This window comes from Sphingobacterium sp. CZ-2 (genome assembly GCF_004526235.1).
Classification (GTDB): domain Bacteria; phylum Bacteroidota; class Bacteroidia; order Sphingobacteriales; family Sphingobacteriaceae; genus Sphingobacterium; species Sphingobacterium tenebrionis.
This window is the reverse complement of the sequence record NZ_CP038159.1, coordinates 3003159-3020255: the sequence shown is the minus strand read 5'-3', so window position 1 is coordinate 3020255 and position 17097 is coordinate 3003159. Positions and strand designations below refer to the sequence as shown.

Annotated in this window: 13 protein-coding genes and 1 riboswitch; of the genes, 4 read left to right on the top strand and 9 right to left on the bottom strand. The window is 38.6% G+C overall.

All coding sequences use genetic code 11. The features are described from left to right. Positions 1-242: 242 nt before the first annotated feature. Positions 243-974 (top strand): hypothetical protein, encoded by a 732-nt coding sequence (locus E3D81_RS13265; protein ID WP_134777742.1) that lies wholly within the window; start codon positions 243-245, stop codon positions 972-974. An 18-nt stretch (positions 975-992) separates the two neighbouring features. Here E3D81_RS13265 and E3D81_RS13260 read toward each other — a convergent pair whose 3' ends face one another. The 3 genes from E3D81_RS13260 to E3D81_RS13250 all read right to left on the bottom strand — a co-directional run bounded on the left by E3D81_RS13260 (position 993) and on the right by E3D81_RS13250 (position 4323). Further along, positions 993-2066: an acyl-CoA dehydrogenase gene (locus tag E3D81_RS13260; RefSeq protein ID WP_134777741.1), complete on the bottom strand. Its 1074-nt coding sequence runs from the start codon at positions 2064-2066 to the stop codon at positions 993-995. Further along, a complete protein-coding gene (gene pnuC / locus E3D81_RS13255; protein ID WP_134777740.1) occupies positions 2056-2679 on the bottom strand; it encodes a nicotinamide riboside transporter PnuC in 624 nt (207 codons plus the stop codon). The genes E3D81_RS13260 and pnuC overlap by 11 nt, the downstream gene beginning before the upstream one ends. Then, positions 2668-2802: riboswitch (TPP riboswitch) on the bottom strand. It overlaps the preceding gene by 12 nt. 24 nt (positions 2803-2826) lie before the next feature. Next, complete coding sequence (locus E3D81_RS13250; RefSeq protein WP_134777739.1) at positions 2827-4323, bottom strand: malate:quinone oxidoreductase; 1497 nt, start codon at positions 4321-4323, stop codon at positions 2827-2829. Between the two features lie 236 nt (positions 4324-4559). Between E3D81_RS13250 and fabG the strand changes: the two genes are divergently transcribed. After that, positions 4560-5303 (top strand): 3-oxoacyl-[acyl-carrier-protein] reductase, encoded by a 744-nt coding sequence (gene fabG / locus E3D81_RS13245; RefSeq protein ID WP_134777738.1) that lies wholly within the window; start codon positions 4560-4562, stop codon positions 5301-5303. A 273-nt stretch (positions 5304-5576) separates the two neighbouring features. Here the strand turns inward: fabG and E3D81_RS13240 are convergent, their stop codons facing one another. From E3D81_RS13240 to E3D81_RS13215, 6 genes are read right to left on the bottom strand one after another with little or no spacing between them, the layout of a single operon-like run. After that, a complete protein-coding gene (locus E3D81_RS13240; RefSeq protein ID WP_134777737.1) occupies positions 5577-7097 on the bottom strand; it encodes a thioredoxin family protein in 1521 nt (506 codons plus the stop codon). 6 nt (positions 7098-7103) lie between these two features. Next, entirely contained in the window at positions 7104-8663 is a 1560-nt protein-coding gene (locus tag E3D81_RS13235) for a PKD-like family lipoprotein (protein WP_167554302.1), read from the bottom strand. 4 nt (positions 8664-8667) lie between these two features. Beyond that, the gene (locus E3D81_RS13230; RefSeq protein WP_134777735.1) at positions 8668-9513 is read right to left on the bottom strand and encodes a DUF4843 domain-containing protein; all 846 of its coding nucleotides are present in this window, start codon (positions 9511-9513) and stop codon (positions 8668-8670) included. Positions 9514-9515: 2 nt separating this feature from the next. Further along, complete coding sequence (locus E3D81_RS13225) at positions 9516-11000, bottom strand: RagB/SusD family nutrient uptake outer membrane protein (protein ID WP_167554301.1); 1485 nt, start codon at positions 10998-11000, stop codon at positions 9516-9518. Between the two features lie 11 nt (positions 11001-11011). Then, positions 11012-14293, bottom strand: coding sequence for a SusC/RagA family TonB-linked outer membrane protein (locus tag E3D81_RS13220; protein WP_167554300.1), 3282 nt, complete (start codon positions 14291-14293; stop codon positions 11012-11014). Between the two features lie 53 nt (positions 14294-14346). Beyond that, on the bottom strand, positions 14347-15357 hold the full coding sequence (locus E3D81_RS13215; protein WP_167554299.1) for a FecR family protein: 1011 nt from the start codon (positions 15355-15357) through the stop codon (positions 14347-14349). Between the two features lie 158 nt (positions 15358-15515). On the opposite strand from E3D81_RS13215, the gene E3D81_RS13210 reads away from it, so the two are divergent. Beyond that, positions 15516-16085, top strand: a complete 570-nt coding sequence (locus E3D81_RS13210) for an RNA polymerase sigma-70 factor (protein ID WP_134777731.1) — start codon at positions 15516-15518, stop codon at positions 16083-16085. Between the two features lie 27 nt (positions 16086-16112). Continuing rightward, positions 16113-17093, top strand: a complete 981-nt coding sequence (locus E3D81_RS13205; protein WP_134777730.1) for an acyl transferase — start codon at positions 16113-16115, stop codon at positions 17091-17093. Positions 17094-17097 lie beyond the last annotated feature (4 nt).

Below are 17097 nucleotides of genomic sequence, written 5' to 3'. Positions count from 1 at the left end.
TAATTTAGAAGAGGATTAAAATCCACCATCAAAAAAATGATCTACCCAAAGATCATTTCAAAAGAATTACCTTTCATACCCTACCCTTTTAATTCCCTTTTTTATTTTTTTTATTTTTAGGTTTAATGTAATCCTTTGGTTAATTTCCATTGAAATTTTGTTTTGATATGAGGAATGGCTGTCTAATTATTTATTTGGTATGTTTTATAGGTTTGACCGCATGCAATCCATTTAAAAGGAATGTGGAGGAAACAGTTGTTGTTGATAGTTCCGCTTTATTAAAGGATAGTATAGAAATGCTAAGCGATACATCGGATGAGATAACCGATGATGATATGCAAGTGGGCACTTCTGTCGAGGCAGCTATCTTGGAAGGGAAACTGATACTTCCATTGACTTACCGTTTCTTAAATGATGATGATCGGATAAGCAAAATATTAAATGCTACTTGGCTCGCCATTTACAAGGAAAAAGGTGCTTATCATATTGGCAAAGTAGCCTACAAGATTACCGAAGAAGCTGAGGAACCTTGTTCAGGATTACCCACAGAAACCATTGAGCCTGATAAAAATGTTTTAGCCTATGTCGACCTTAAATCACTTAAAACAGGATTGTTGGACAGCATAGCTTTTAATGAAAGGATTATTCAACCAGACAGCCCTTTTAAATTCAGTTATAATGGACATGTGTATGAATTGAAAGCGAATGGAAAATATTTCCGGGATGTGGATGATACCAGTTCGGAGCATTACAGTTTGAATTTATATAAAGATGGAAAATACGTCAGAAATCTGATCAAGCAATCAGAATATAACGACACCTTTACAGCAATAAAATTGATGGCAGACTTTGATGGCGACAAGGAACCTGATTTTTTGATCTCAAGTCCTCGACACTATGAAGAAGAAAGGTACCTGTTGATCTTATCAGGTCAACATGATGTATTTGAAGGGAATATGGTTTTTGATTGTTAGCATTTTTTAAATTCATTATTACACATTCAAAAGACCATGTTGGCTAGCTGTAAATAAGTTCCGGAAAACGATATTGATTTCTTCCTTCCGCTGAGCACCCTTGATACCTGCATACGGAATCAAAGCAGCCGTATTCAACCGGATCCATTTGGCCAATTCACGTGATTTTAACTCGATATTTTCCAATACCTGTTCATCAAGTTCTTGGTAGTTCTCCACTTGGTCCCAAACCAATTTTGAAAATTCCATTATTTCTGCATAGGAACTTTCAAAATTCGTCCGAATGCCATCGATTTCCTTAAATCTTGTTCGGGAATGTTTCGAACGCCAAGATTCATCTTTGGATTTTTCAAAATATTGTCTTTCCAATAAATCCAAAAAGCGGTCGAACATACCCATATAATTCATCAATAGCGTCAATTCGGCGAAACACATGAAAGGAATTTCAAACAAAGGGTTTTCCAATGTTTTTGCGGATGGAACTAGATCGAATGCCTGATCAAAAGGCACTTTTATTTTTTCTAAAGAAAATGAATGCGAAGCCGTACATTCCAATCCGAAGGTATCCCAATCATAATGGATCAATACTTGATCCTTGTCCACAAAAAAAGATTTATAGATACTTTGTCCATTGGCATCCAGCAATGGATTTCCATCTTTCATCAACGGCGCATTCAAGGTAAAATAAGTAAGATGAGGTGCTCCAGTTGCATAATTCCACATGCCCGTCAGTAGGTAATGGTCTTCTTTGACCTCTGCCCTTCCGGCAATCTTCCCACTCCCCCCAAAACATATTGCACGGTTCTGCCAAATATCCTTGGCTTTCCTTGGATCTATAAATCCAGCGAACATATTTGCCCCGGCACATAAGGTTACTGTCCAGGCGAATCCTCCATCTTCATAGGCCAGATCCTTGAGGAATTGTAATCCTTGAGGAAAGTCTACTTCCAAGCCGCCCAATGATTTCGGAACCCACAAATTGAACCAATTGTTGCGATAGATCAATTCCAATTGTTGTTTCACCAATTGTTTTCGTTCGATACTTTCCGATTGGAATTCTTTAATCAGAATTTTATGTTCATCATTCAGCATAGCTTGTTTCCTTTTTTTGTTGGAATAGGATTTTCATCCAATTCAAATAACCAAAAATAGCCACAATGAACAGAAATAACGTCAATGCAGCAAATAAATAGAGATCTTTATGGATCAGTAAAGGGATGGCAAAGAGATTACTGATGTTCAAGAGTATCCAGTTTTCTATTTTTCTTTTGGCCATCAGCCACATTCCTGCCCATGCCGTAGAAGTGACCCAGGCATCCCAATATGGGACATCCGAATCTGTAATATGTTCAAGTAAGAGGTAGAAAAATCCAAAACCTAGGAATACAATACCTATCACTATCCCCCATTCCTTTTTGTTGGCATGACTGATCGGTTGTTCCCTGGCAGTCTTATTGCTCATCCAGAACCACCATCCATAAATACTCATGATTAGGTAATAGATCTGCAAAGCAATTTCAGCATAGAGCTTGGCGCCGTAGAGCACATACATTCCGGTAAGAATCCCTAAAATGCCAAAGAAATAATTGGACACCTTGTTGTTCTTAGATAGTAATACTTGGATTACACTACAGACCACGGAAAATCGCTCCAACCAAGAGGTTTGGAGAAAAGTTGTTACGATGTTTTGAAGAATATCATTCATAATTAATTCCTACGCCAGCATTACCTGGATCAGGTTCCTTCTGCTTTGTTACAGAATTGGGTATTTTCTCAGCGTTGTATGTCCCACTTTACAGTGGGACATCAAGCACCCCAAAATTTTATTTTTTCCCAGATGGGATTAAGGTTTTTATTTATCCAATTGAAGGATGTTGGATGTGCGTGCGCGGGTTGCTTCACACAAAGCCTGATCATCATTCAATTTTTTACCCAAGGAAGGGATCATTTCTCTTAATTTCTTACGATATGCATCCGATTTTGCTCTTTCTGGAAAACAACGTTTCAACAGAGCGATCATGATCGCTACGGAAGTTGAAGCACCTGGAGAAGCTCCCAGTAAAGCCGCGATGGATCCATCGGCACTAGAAACGACTTCTGTACCAAATTCCAGGATACCACCATGTTTTGGATCTTTCTTGATCACCTGTACACGCTGACCAGCTTTTTCAATCTGCCAGTCTTCCATTTTAGCGGTTGGCATAAATTGTTTCAAAGCATCCAATTTATCCTGAGGTTTTTTCATCACCTCAGTAATCAGATATTTGGTCAATGGTAAATTGTCCAAACCTGCCGAAAGCATCGGGCGGATGTTGGATAATTTAATGGAAGCCGGAAGATCAAAATAAGACCCTTTTTTAAGGAATTTAGTTGAGAATCCAGCGTATGGACCAAATAATAAGGCCTGTTTACCATCAATATAACGGGTATCCAAGTGAGGAACAGACATTGGAGGCGCACCTACTGAAGCTTTACCATACACTTTTGCATGGTGGCTCTTGATGATCTCTTCGTTGTTACATCTTAACCATTGTCCACCGACTGGGAAACCACCGTATCCTTTTGCTTCCGGGATTCCGGATTTCTCCAATAATAATAAGGAGTGTCCTCCTGCGCCAATGAACACAAATTTCGCAAGGATTTCGCGTTTTTGACCGGTTTTCAGGTCTTTCACTTCGACTTCCCAACGTCCATCATCTTCACGGTCAATATCTTTAACCTCTTGGTTCAAGGAAAGCTTAATGTTTTCCTTGGCGTCCAAGTAGTTGATCAAATCTCTTGTTAAGGCGCCGAAATTCACATCGGTACCAATATCCATTTTGGTGGCAGCCATAGGCTCTGCAGGATCACGACCTTCCATCATCAATGGAATCCAATCGCTCAACAAGCCTTTATCCTCCGTATACTCCATACCTTTGAACAGGTTGTTCTTGGTTAAAGTCTCGAAACGTGTTTTTAGGAAATTCACATCTCTCTCGCCGAAAACAGCAGACATGTGAGGGACTTTACGGATAAAATGTCCTGGATTTTTGATGATGTTTTTCTCCACCAGGTAAGACCAAAACTGTTTGGAAATCTCGTATTGTTCGGCAATACTGATGGCTTTGTCGATCTTTACACTTCCGTCAGGTTGTTCTGGTGTATAGTTCAATTCGCATAACGCTGAGTGGCCCGTTCCTGCATTGTTCCATGCATCTGAACTTTCTGCTGCAACTACATCTAAGCGCTCAATGATTTCAATATGAATGTCTGGACTTAACTCATTAATCAACGTACCTAATGTTGCGCTCATGATACCACCACCAATCAAAACAACATCTACTTCCGTTTTTTTCGTTTTCTTACCCATGGTTTTTAAATGTTGCACAAAATTACTATTCAAAATAGATTCTAGCGAATAAATTTGTCAGAATCGTTTCAAATATTTGAAAATTTATCAATATTAACCTGCTTTTATTGCCTTCTTATTCAATCAGGTCAGCAAAAATTGATTTTCCGATTTCCTAATACCTTACATTTTTTGTATTATGCAGTTTATTTTCCACTTTTGTGGTCTCTAAAAATCAAGTACAAAAAAATAATCGTATGAAATTATTAGCCGGAAAAACAGCCTTAGTAACAGGTGCATCTAAAGGGATTGGTAGAAAGATTGCTGAAGTATTTGCACAACACGGTGCAAATGTGGCTTTTACCTACCTATCATCTGTAGAAAAAGGGCAGGCATTGGAGCAGGAGCTTCAACAGTTTGGCACACAAATTAAGGGATACCGCTCTGATGCTTCAAAATTTGATGAAGCAGATAAATTAATCAATGATATCGTGGCAGATTTTGGCGCTTTGGATATTGTTGTGAATAATGCAGGAATTACCAAAGATGGTCTTTTGATGCGTATGACGGAGGAGAACTGGGATGATGTAATTAATATCAACTTAAAATCTATCTTCAATGTTTCGAAAGCAGCATCAAAAGTAATGATGAAAAGCCGTAAAGGTAGTATTATCAATATGAGTTCTGTGGTGGGGGTGCAAGGAAATGCCGGACAGGCAAATTATTCGGCATCTAAGGCAGGTATCATTGGATTTTCTAAATCATTGGCGAAGGAATTGGGATCAAGGAATATCCGTACGAATGTGGTAGCTCCTGGGTTTATCCGTACAGAAATGACGGATGTATTGGATCCGAAAGTGGTCGCTGGATGGGAAGCTGGAATTCCTTTGAAACGCGCTGGCGAAGCGGAAGAGGTGGCTAATGTTTGTTTATTCTTGGCATCTGATTTATCGTCGTATGTGAATGGGCAGGTATTGCCTGTTTGTGGCGGTATGTTGTAGGAGATATACGTCATTGCGAGGAACGAAGCAAACTTATAACGTCATTGCGAGGAACGAAGCAATCTTCATTCATGTCATCCTGAGCGTAGTCGAAGGATCTGTACGGTAGGTGATATACGAACAGATCCTTCGACTCCGCTCAGGATGACAAAGTCGAAAGATTGCTTCGTCGTACCTCCTCGCAATGACGTAAAAATTTCCTTGTAATGACGAAAAATCACCCACTCAAGGACGTAAAATCACCTTCGCAAAGACGTCAAAATTTCAAATTCTTTAAAAAGAAAGCTCCTTAATAAATCTTTCAGCATCCACATACCCAACTAATCTCTTTAGTTCCTTAGCGCCCTGCATCTTTCCATCCGCCTGTTTAACAACATCCCCTTGTTCAACAATCCCCCCTTGTTCAACCGCATCCCCAGGATCAAGAACCAAATAAGTTGGATATGCTTCCACTTTATATATCTCCATTAATACCTTTCCGACCTCAGATTCCCCATCGATTTTTATGGCCACATACCTCTCCTTAAACACATTTCCCACCATTTCCAACGGAAACACCTCGATATCCATGCGCTTACATGGCCCGCACCACACCGCATAAAAATCAACAAAAACCTTCTTATTCTCTTTTTTAGCTTTCACAAAGGCATTCTGCAATAAAAGATCCTCAAATCTGACACCTCCCTTCCTTCCCACATTCTTAATAATGTTTATGGAAGTAGTCAACCTTCTTTGATAAAACTCATTCTGGAATGGCAGGAATTTCTCCATCAACTCCACCTGCTTCTTATTGATCGCTAAAGAATCAGGACCAAGATTCGGCTTGAATTTTTCAAATTGAAAAAACTGCTGGATCGGCTTCAGATCCGGCAACACCTTTTCCAAAGCCGTTAAAAAAGCTAATTCTGATAATTTTGAATGCCTAAGTGTTGCTATTTCATATAAAGGTTTAACCTCCTTATCCTCTTGGATTTTTGCCTTCTGGATAAAAGCTCCAATGGAATTATACAAGGAATCTTTATTGGCAAATTGATGAAAATAAGCACTTTCTGTTGCATAAGCGACCAGATCCCTTCGGATCATCTTTTGAAAAAAGAAATTAACCAGCGAATCGCCTATTGCTTTCCGATATGCTTCTTGATTTTCTAAGAGATAATCCACTCGAGGATGGTTTCTTTCGATAGTATACCTATTGAAAACAAACCAATTTTCAAGATTTACCCTATCTTTCTCCGATAAGCTCCCAAAATATTCTTCGATGATTTTAAAGCCTTCCGCCTCCTTTCCATCCTTCATCAACTGATACACATAGTCATTTACCAATTGGGGAGTCCGTTCACCACTAATAAACCTTTTCTCAACAGAACCTACCGTTCTGGACTTATCCACTGTCCTAAGCACCGCATCGATAAAATTATCCAAGGGCAATGCCCCCACTACCCTTCCATATTCTTTCAAATTTGCATCGGTTACAATATAACTTGGATAAGCCCCAATGGAAAATTGCTTTGCCAACTCCTTTCCTTCCTTTTCCGCATCCAACTTCAACAGTATAAAATCTTTTCCTAAGGTAGTTTTGGTTTTTGCATGGCTCAATACCTCAGCATCCATTTTCTTGCAGGGGATACACCAATCTGCAAAAAAATCGATAATGATTTTTTTGTTTTGGGTTTTACCTGTTTTAACGGCTAAGTCCAGTGATTGAAACACTTGAAAATCAACGGATATATTTTGACCCCAAGTGGAATGCTGAATAAGCAAACCTAAAAACAATACGATGATTAATTTTTTCATTCCAGATTAATTAGAGGAGTTCTTCCAACTCATATTCACAATTTTGGATAAACCGGTCCATTTTGCAGATTCATCCTCGATCAGTTCAATAGTATTGGTATTGTTGGTTAATACCATTTTATGCATGGTTCCCTTTGTCGTTTGATTATAGGTAGCTACATACAGATCCGTATAGACACCCGTCTGAATATCACTTTTTATCATTGTGATCTCATCACCAAAATCTTTGATCAGAATCGTCTTATCATTTCCTATGCTATAATCATAGGCATATAACTTCGATCCATCCACAAAGAATAAAGCGGTTCGCAAGCTGGAGAAGGAATAAAACTTCGATTTGGCTAAATCCGCAGAACTGCTGATATTTACGGTATAGCCATTTCGTTTTACAGGCGTGCTGGTAGAAGCAAATTTATAAATGAAATATTGACCAGAGGTTTCATTTTTCATTAAGGCAAAAACATTCCCTTGAAAAGATCCTCCATCGGTATTCCTGGTATTTTCCGCATACACAATTGTTCTGTCCGTTTGATTCCAAGGGAAGGGATCAGTAGGTCGATCACCTAATAACCTTACATTGGCACCAGAGGAACTCGCAAAGACAAAACGTTTATTATCCAAATCAAATAAGGTATAGTTGCTTAATGAACCTGGACCATGCATGATTTTTGGGAATACTTTAAAGGTTGGCGTATTTACGCCCGCCAAACGATTGACCGGATTTCCGTAGAAATCATTACCCCCACTTGTCAGATCGGAAGTGAATGCATGGCCGGTATTTGTAACGACTATACGTCTCAAACTATTAACAATGGTTCCGCCACGGTTATTAATTCGTGGTGCAATATCCACTGGAAAAATATTTTGTGGAAGGTCATAACTGGTAAATAATTGGGACCTAAAAATATTATCCGGGTTGGTTTCGAAGCTAGCTGGATCTACAAAAAAAGCATGTTCCTTTCCAATGATCCACTGCTTGTTGATATTCGGTCTTGGCGGATAGGTTCCGGTATGAAGGATATCAACAGCTCCCTTAAACCTTGGTGCGCCATTATCATGCGACAAACCTTTGATAATGGTCGTATCATCAACTGACATAGCGATCATTTCCACTTCCACGAACCCTTCCCCATCTTCACCTATCAAAAGAAAACCTGTAGCTGATGGAATTTTTATGCTTAATAACGTATAACCAGCCCAAACTACGCCAGTTTCATTATCCTTCACCTTTAAATATAAGGTGTAAGCCCCTGGTGCTGCCATTACCGGATATACGAGATTTCTTTCCGTACCGATTATTGTTCCCTTTTTGGTATTTATATTCACATTTGCACTGGAAACTAATTTCCACTCATAGGTAAATCGATTCTGATTTTCACCAACCATGGAAAATTCAAGTTCCGGATTGATCACCAAGGTGTCTGTTTTGTACAATAATGTGCGGTTTCCACCAAGATCTTTTATCGTAATTTCGGTAATATCGTGGTAATTATAATTCCCCAAATCTTTACTACAGGAAAGGATAAAGAAGATGATTACACTAAAGCTATATATTATTTTTTTCATTTTTCTAAGGATTATAAGGTACACCAACAGTTGAAGACCAAGAAACACCATTTACCCACATCAATCGGCCATCATTTTCCAAAATGGGCGTTTTATTATCATAATTTTCTTGGAGATAGGCTCGCATCACCTGGTTTACGACATCCCTTCTCGCATTTGGCATGGTTGCAGCACTTTGAAAATCGTCGTAGATCAAATTCAGCAATTCACACATTAAAAGGTATTTTTTCACGGTAAACTCACCCCACAGTCCTGCTTCTTTTCCTGAATTACTACCTCCCCACCAAACAGCTGGTTTAGTAATCGCCCCATTCATCTCAATCTTGTGAAAGCTGGCATCAAAAATAGCTTGACGTTCAGATCGATAATATGGCGACAAGTAATACCATGTGGGAATGGCAATCGTGAAATCCTTACTTGGCAGGATATTTACACCCAGCGTTTTGATTTCTTCCAAAATATTGTCAGATCTCAATAATTTAATTGGTATATCTGTATATACCTCTCCTGCCTTGATAACAAAGTTTTCTGCAGGCGCCTCGAAATTCTCGCCTAGGATACCTGTGGTACTGTCCTGGTTGATCTTTAATCCAAAAGAACGATCATAGTCCTTTGGTTTTCCAGTAGCCATAACCCTTAAATTGACTTGGGTTTCATCGCCTTGGATATTAATAAAATTCACTGTAGTGAAGCTCTGAAACGGCCATTGGGTACTGTCCAAATGTGCTGGACCCCACTGGACACCAAAATAAATTCCTTCAGAACCTTCATACTTCATGAGTTCCTTTTCACAGGCTGTTAACAACAGCAGGAAAAGTATTAGACCGGGAAATATTTTAAATATTCTCATAATTAATTTCTTTGACTGGTTTCACTTTCTGGGAGTGGAAAAATGTAGAATCCCTTCTGCATCGGAATACGATCGACTCCTGGTCGGCTTGGGCTTGGAATACTACCCATTTGCAACCTTTTGAAATAGAAGAAAGTCTGGCCCTCTCCCAAGAATTCTTTTAAATATTCATTTTCAATCATCAATTTCAACTCATCCTGACTGGTTAACGTGATTTCAGGTAATCCCCTATTCACATTTAACTTATTGAGGTATTGCGCTGATTCTTCTAAAGTTGCCGCTGTTTCTGCTGCTATCAAGTACATTTCTGAAATACGGATCAATGGAAACATATACCGATATGCGTTGGAAACCCCTTCTGTATCTGTTACATCCAAGTATTTGGTAAAGTATAGAATCTCCGTACTGGAATTATTAACCCGTTGCGCCCAATGTAACTTACGTCTGAAATCATTTTCGTTCGGGTAAAGGACCGGAACCCTTCCATCCGCTACATTGCCAATAAAAGTCAAAATCTGGAATTGGTTGAGCGTATAGCTGTATTGGAAATTCTGAATGGATATGCGGTTGGTATTATACAGCGCAAATAACACTTCTGTGGAGAAGATACGATCAGGGTATTCACCTCGGTTGTTGACAGCCTCCGTCGTTACCCACGGGAATATTTCAGATCCTGCAACTTGACCTTTCTGAATGACTTCCAAGGCCATTTCTTTTGCTTTAGGCTGATCACCTGCCCACAGATATACCCTAGCCAACATGGCACAAACAGCAAAGTAATTCAACCTGTATTGTCTGTAATTGAGCTTATTTGTATTTGGATCATCAAAATTCAACACCCCCTTGGTCAAGATCGGATCCACAACTTTTAGAAGCTCTTTTGCATCCTGCAAATCTTTAATGATCAAGTTGACCAAGTCTTTATTACTGGTTAATGGTTGTACTTTCCTTTCATGTTGGGTCATGTATGGCATGACCTCAAGATCTTGATCTTCCTGATAATTGGACCCGAACATCCGCATAAGATCAAAATGAAGAAATGCACGTAGAGCCAGTCCTTCCCCTTTGTAAATACCATAATAAATATCGCCCAACATCTCTTTTTTGTCATCGGCATGGTACAAGATCGCATTGGTGTTAGCAATCAACTCATAAGCTCTTGACCAAACTGACTCCGCACGTGATTTATATTCATCGTTGGCAAAGTCATAATTTGGATATTGTGCAAAAATGTGCTCACGGTTACTCAGATCAAAGTATTGGGCCATAACATCCAACATGCCACCAGAAAGGTTGGCCCCATATAATCCATTTTGGTTCAAATCGGCATAGACACCATTGATGGCTATATTGAAGCCATCCACGGAAGAGAAAACCTGCTCTTCCAGAATATTGTCCTGAGGTTTTACATCCAGAAAGCTATTGCAACCTTCCATCAAAAGCAGAACGGGAAAAATATAGATGAGATTTTTTATTATTCTTTTCATAATTAACAGCATTAAAATCTACCAGATATGGAGAAGGAAACCGTTCTGGCGAAAGGATAATTGATACCTCGTTCATTCGTCACGGTTGATACCCTGAAAATTTCATTTAAGTAAAGTCTCGATTGTAAAGCCTGAAAGCCAAATCTTTTGGTCCAACCCCCATTTGTTTCATACCCTAATGATACAGATTCGCAACTGAAGGTATTTTCATCCGCGATAAAACGGGATGAAATCGGGGTTGGGTTTGTTAATGAAATCCCTTTGAATTGGGTTTCATCGCCAGGTTTTTGCCATCTCTCGTACAATGCCCGACGGTCTTGATTACTTCTAAGGCCTTCAAGAGTGATGTTTTCCACTTTGTTGAACAAGGTGTTCAAGAATATCTGACCTCCATAACGGTATCTGAAATTGGCAGAAAAACTGAATCCTTTGTAGGCAAGCATCGTGCCTGCTACCCCTTCCCAAGTTGGGGTGGAGTTGCCTAATACCTGTTCATCCGTATAATCATGGACGAAGGTTTGAGTTCCATCTTTTTTCAGGAACATCTCCCTTCCTGTTGCCGGATCGATACCCAAAGATTTTACGGCCCATAGATCGGTTGTACTGGCACCATCATAATAGCGCTGAAGATTCCTACTGGTATTTTCCTTATTCAAATTGTTTAAGGAATTGCCAATATCATAATAGGTTGATTTCAGGTTCCTTGCATTGAAATTGATGTTCCACAAGAGGTTCTCTTTTACGATTGCCCTATAGGTTAAATTCGCGGTTAGCCCTGTTGTCTTCTGCGCTCCAACATTCTGGGCGATCTGGTTGGTTCCAGTTGAGGTAGGTACCTGAACATAAATCAATAATGGATCGGTTGTTTTCAGGAAATAATCGATGTTCATATAGAACTTTCTGTTCAAAATTTCAAGATCCAATCCGAAGTTTCTATCCAATGTTTTTTGCCATTGCAGATGTGGGTTTCCCCACTCACTAATAATTGCACTTAGTCCAAAAGGATTTGGATAGTTCAAGTTGTAGATGTAATTATTCATGGTCATGTAGGCATCAAAATTCTGATTTCCCGGATTTCCTAACGATGATCTGATTTTGAACATGGATACATATTCGCTTAGATCGGCCATAAAGGATTCCTGGTGTAAATTCCATGCGGCACCAACCGCCCATGTTTGTGTGAATTTATTGCTTAATCCAAACAGGGATGAACCATCAATACGGTAATTGAAATCAAATAGATACCGGTTTCTGTAGGAATATCCTAGATTGGAATAGTAACTCAATGATCTACGGTCATTGAAACTGTAAGCAGGTCGAGAACCTTCAACATAACCCATAGAGAATTTTGGAGCCCAGTATTCTTCATCTTTATATCCTGCTACCGCATAAGAGCCTAATTCATTTTGGGATAAATTGGCCCTCATACCGATCAAGGCATTTACAGTATGGTAACTATCTCTACCTAAAGCCTTTCCATAAGAAGTGGTAAAGTCAAAATCGAAACTTTTGGTATGTCCATTGGATTCGGTATATCTTCCTTTGTTTTCAGTAGTAGCATTGATAAATGCATTGGCATATGGAGAACTAAAAATCTGCCCTCTGGAATTTCCCTTCGCAAAGGAGAATCTTCCACGGATCCTTAATGCATCGATCAAACGCCAGTCTGCTTCAAAATTATTTCGGAACTCAGTATTGTTCCCTTTGTTGAAACTCTTCAGGTAAAAGTCGTACATCGGGTTGTACAATTCCGTATTGGGTCCAAAGGCATTCGTAAAGCTTTCTACTACCCTTAAAATATTACCATTTTCATCATATTTACGATAGTATTGGTTCATTTTTGAAAAAGAAGAAAAGTCTACGATGTTATTGGAATTCTTACTATAATCAATAGTAAAGTTGTTAGAGAAAGAGAATCTATTCAATCTGTAGATCAATCGCACATTTCCACCGATCACATTTCTATCAGATCCTTTCATTACCCCAAGATTATTACCGTAGTTAAAACCAAGGCCATATCTCACCCGTTGATCTCCACCTTCCACATTGACATTATGCCTATTGGAAGCCACTTTACGAATTGGTTCGCTCATCCAATAAGAATCAACACCTCTTTTTACCTCTGCTAACCTGGCATTGTATAAAGAAGCTTGGTATTCATCAATTATGACCTGGTTCTCATCTAATTGCCCATACAAACCCGATAAGCGCTCAAACGTTAGTTTTTCTTCCGCGTTCATCAGGTTATAATCTGTTAGATCGGCAAAACTAAAATTCGTGTTATTGCTATAGGTCAGGGTCAATTGACCAGGTTTTGGTTTCACAGTTTCAAGGACGATTACCCCATTTGCTGCCTTGGAACCATAAATGGCTGTTGCTGCAGCATCCTTTAAAATCGTAATAGAAGCAACTCGATCGATTGGTAAATCGAAAATTACCCGAAGATTGGACTCGAAACCATCGAGGATAAATAATGGTTGGTTAGGATCTGTTCCAAATTGTTGTCGTATTCCGATTACACTGGTTTTACCTCGGACATTTACATCAGGCAAAACGTTGGGATCAGAACCCATTAAATTGTCTTCTTCAATGGCAAAAGCTGGATCTAAAGATTTTAAGGCCACCAAAACATTGACGTTACTGATCATTTTTAGCTCTTTAGCAGTATATGTACGAGAGGAACCTGAAAAGCTTTCCTTATCACGAGTATAGATCCCTGTAATTACAGACTCTTCAATCTTTGTGACTTTTTCTTCCAATACCACTTCGACCGAACGTCTATTTAATATTCTGACCCTTTGGTCCTCGTAATTCACATGTTTGACAAGAATGAAGTTTGTAGCTTCTGTTACATTGGCAATGAAAACGCCCTCAGCATTGGTTTGGCCTAATGCTTTTTCATTCCCTTCTATAAATATAGATGCATTGGAAATGGGCGTTCCGTCGATTGATTTTACCAATACGTTTAAAGTTACCTGTGCAGATTTAACATCTTTATTTTCCGCTTTATAGATAGCAATAGTATTGTTCTTAATTGTAAAATCAACCCCTTTGTTCCCTAGGACTAACGTCAAGGCTTCGTCTAAGGATTTATTTTTTAGATCTACATCAATTACTTGTTTCAGATCTAAGGTATTGTTGATATAAATAATATTATATCCGGTTTGTCTTTTGATTTCATCTAAGCATTCACTTAGGGTTTTTCCCTTTTGAGTAATGGTAACTTTTTGGGTTGAACTGGCATAACTAAGTTGGATTATCAATGCCAGTAAAATCCCTAATAGGTGTTTCATAATTATTTGATTTTGGTTATTTAATTGATATTCATACATCCCCATGCATTATTTTATTTCACGATAATCCTCCTTCCTTTAATTTCGAACTGATTTCCTTTGACAAGGCTAAGGGTTTCCAAGAGCGTTTCGATATCAGAAAATTTGGATAGTTCGCCCATGTATTTAATATTGGTATCTGCATTTCCATCATCCACTTCCACATTATACCAATCCGAAACTTCCGCCATGATTTGTTTGATATTTTTACCTTCTAAATCGAATATCCCCGCCTTCCAGGCTGTTGATTTATTTTTATCAAAAATTTGCACCTGATAAGTGCCGTTTTTGGCTATCAAAATCTCCCTTCCTGGATTTAAGACTACCTTGAAATGACCGTTCGTAACTTGAATTTTTCCTTCATATAGGGAAGCCTGCATTTCAGTAGCAGATTTCGCATTGACATTGAATTTTGTACCCAATACTTTGATCAGATTCTTTCCAGCGCGCACTTCAAATGGTCTTCGGATTCGTTCTTTTTGGACTTCGAAATAGGCTTCTCCCTCCATGACAACCATTCTTCCTTGGGGATCAAACCGGGATGGAAAGGAAATTTTGGAATTCGCATTCAACGTAATTTTAGATCCATCCTCTAGAATTACGGCAAGATTGGCTCCTTTTGGTGCTTTTATTTCTTGCCAACAAGTTTTGGATGAAGGCAAAGGAATTATTCGGATCAATCCGGAATCTATCCGTTCGACCTGAATATCTTCAAAGACGTAAAGGGAATCTATTTTGAGGTTGGAAAGACTGATATCTTCTTCGCCTTCCGTACTCAATACGCCATTAAAACCGCCTGGTGTAATCGGTTGTGATGCGATGTGCTCATTGATGGGCTGAACTTCATCTAGGGATAGTTTTGTCAAAAAAAACCAACCGCCAACCATTAAGACTATTGCTGCTGCCGCCACATAAGTCCACCTAAATTTCGATTTGGTTGCTACCTTTTCAAGGGCCTTAGCTTTTAGGAGTTCCAATTCTTTTTTTTGCCAATCCGAATTAGATTTATGGTTAATTGAATTCAACCAGTCATCAAAGATTTGTACCTCTTGTGAATTAGCTTTCCTATTAATAATTTTTTCTATAATTTTGTTGAAACTTCGGCGTATCATATTCCAGGCTTTAATTTATTAGTAACCTAATCTTAAATTAACACACAGGTTTTTTTTATTTTTTTTTAGAGGTGGCAGAAATCGACTTAAATTTTGAAGAGAGATTGTTGGGATTGATCCAAAAGGATAGTCTTGAAGCCTTTGAATTGGCATATAATCAATATGCCCATGGATTGCTGAAATATGCCCTTAAAAAAATAGGTGATAAAGAAATCGCAGAGGATATTGTTCAAAATACATATGTAGAATTCTGGGAAAAAAGGTTCGAGATCAAATCAAACATCTTTGGATTCTTATTCCAATCCTTGAAATATCAGATTTTTAATTATTATCGCTCGGAAAAAGTAAGGGATAAGTATCTCTTGCATCTAAGTGTTTTTCTGGATGAGATCAATAAGGTAACACCTCATAAATACCTAGAGGCGAAAGAATTATTCCATGAAATTGAATCACTCACCCAACAGCTTCCAAAGCAATGCCGAAAGGTGTTTGTTATGAGTAGATTTGAATATAAATCCAACGATGAAATTGCGGAGGAATTGAATATCTCTAAAAGGACAGTAGAGAATTACATCACCCAAGCATTAGCTTTTATCCGCAAGAAAAATCAATCGGCTTATATTGTTCTGACCTGTTTTTAACCTCCAACATTCCGTATATTTGCCGATATGGAAATCGCTGATCAAATATTTAATATTAAAACCGAGGAAGAGTTCAATAGTGCTGCACTCTCTGTATTTAAGCATCAAGCGAACCATAACCCTATCTACAGAGAATTTCTCCAAATTCTAGGTAAAGAAGTAGGATCCATCGAAAATTATCGACAGATTCCTTTTATGCCCATACAGTTTTTCAAGACCCGTGAAGTCATGGAGGAGCAGAAGGAGGCAGAAATTGTTTTTTCTAGCTCTAGAACTACAGGGATGGTTACTAGTCAGCATCTGGTAGCAGATTTAAATTGGTACGAAAGAAGTTTTAGGTTGGCATTTGAAGAGTTTTATGGAGATGTTGGCGAAATAGCCGTTCTTGCCTTACTGCCAAATTATCTGGAAAGATCGGGATCATCCTTGATCTATATGGTCGATGATTTGATTAAACATTCGGATAAAGAAGAGAGTGGCTATTTTTTATACAATCACCAGGATTTAAAGAACACCTTAGAAGCATTAAAAAGAAAAGAATCGAAGACTATTCTTTTTGGTGTGACCTATGCCTTATTGGATTTTGTGGAGGAATTTAAGGTTGATTTTCCAGAATTGATCGTCATGGAAACCGGCGGAATGAAAGGGAAACGAAAAGAAATGATTCGAGAAGAACTCCATGCCATCTTATCCACAGGATTTGGGGTTTCAAAAATACATTCGGAGTATGGAATGACCGAATTATTATCGCAGGGTTATTCCAATGGGGACGGTTTATTTAAAACGCCCGCCTGGATGAAGATATTAATTAGGGACACGAACGATCCATTGACTTTAATAGAAGATAAAAAAACAGGAGCGATAAATGTCATTGATCTTGCCAATTATCACTCCTGTTCTTTTATTGCTACCCAGGATCTGGGTAAATATCATCCCGATGGTTCCTTCGAAATTTTAGGTCGTTTTGACAATTCCGACATCCGTGGATGTAATCTTTTAGTCCAATAATATT

Coding starts and splice junctions, on each gene's coding strand:
- E3D81_RS13260 (WP_134777741.1), bottom strand. CDS start 2,066: ATGCTGAATGATGAACATAAAATTCTGATTAAAGAATTCCAATCGGAA.
- pnuC (WP_134777740.1), bottom strand. CDS start 2,679: ATGAATGATATTCTTCAAAACATCGTAACAACTTTTCTCCAAACCTCT.
- E3D81_RS13250 (WP_134777739.1), bottom strand. CDS start 4,323: ATGGGTAAGAAAACGAAAAAAACGGAAGTAGATGTTGTTTTGATTGGT.
- fabG (WP_134777738.1), top strand. CDS start 4,560: ATGAAATTATTAGCCGGAAAAACAGCCTTAGTAACAGGTGCATCTAAA.
- E3D81_RS13240 (WP_134777737.1), bottom strand. CDS start 7,097: ATGAAAAAATTAATCATCGTATTGTTTTTAGGTTTGCTTATTCAGCAT.
- E3D81_RS13235 (WP_167554302.1), bottom strand. CDS start 8,663: ATGAAAAAAATAATATATAGCTTTAGTGTAATCATCTTCTTTATCCTT.
- E3D81_RS13230 (WP_134777735.1), bottom strand. CDS start 9,513: ATGAGAATATTTAAAATATTTCCCGGTCTAATACTTTTCCTGCTGTTG.
- E3D81_RS13225 (WP_167554301.1), bottom strand. CDS start 11,000: ATGAAAAGAATAATAAAAAATCTCATCTATATTTTTCCCGTTCTGCTT.
- E3D81_RS13220 (WP_167554300.1), bottom strand. CDS start 14,293: ATGAAACACCTATTAGGGATTTTACTGGCATTGATAATCCAACTTAGT.
- E3D81_RS13205 (WP_134777730.1), top strand. CDS start 16,113: ATGGAAATCGCTGATCAAATATTTAATATTAAAACCGAGGAAGAGTTC.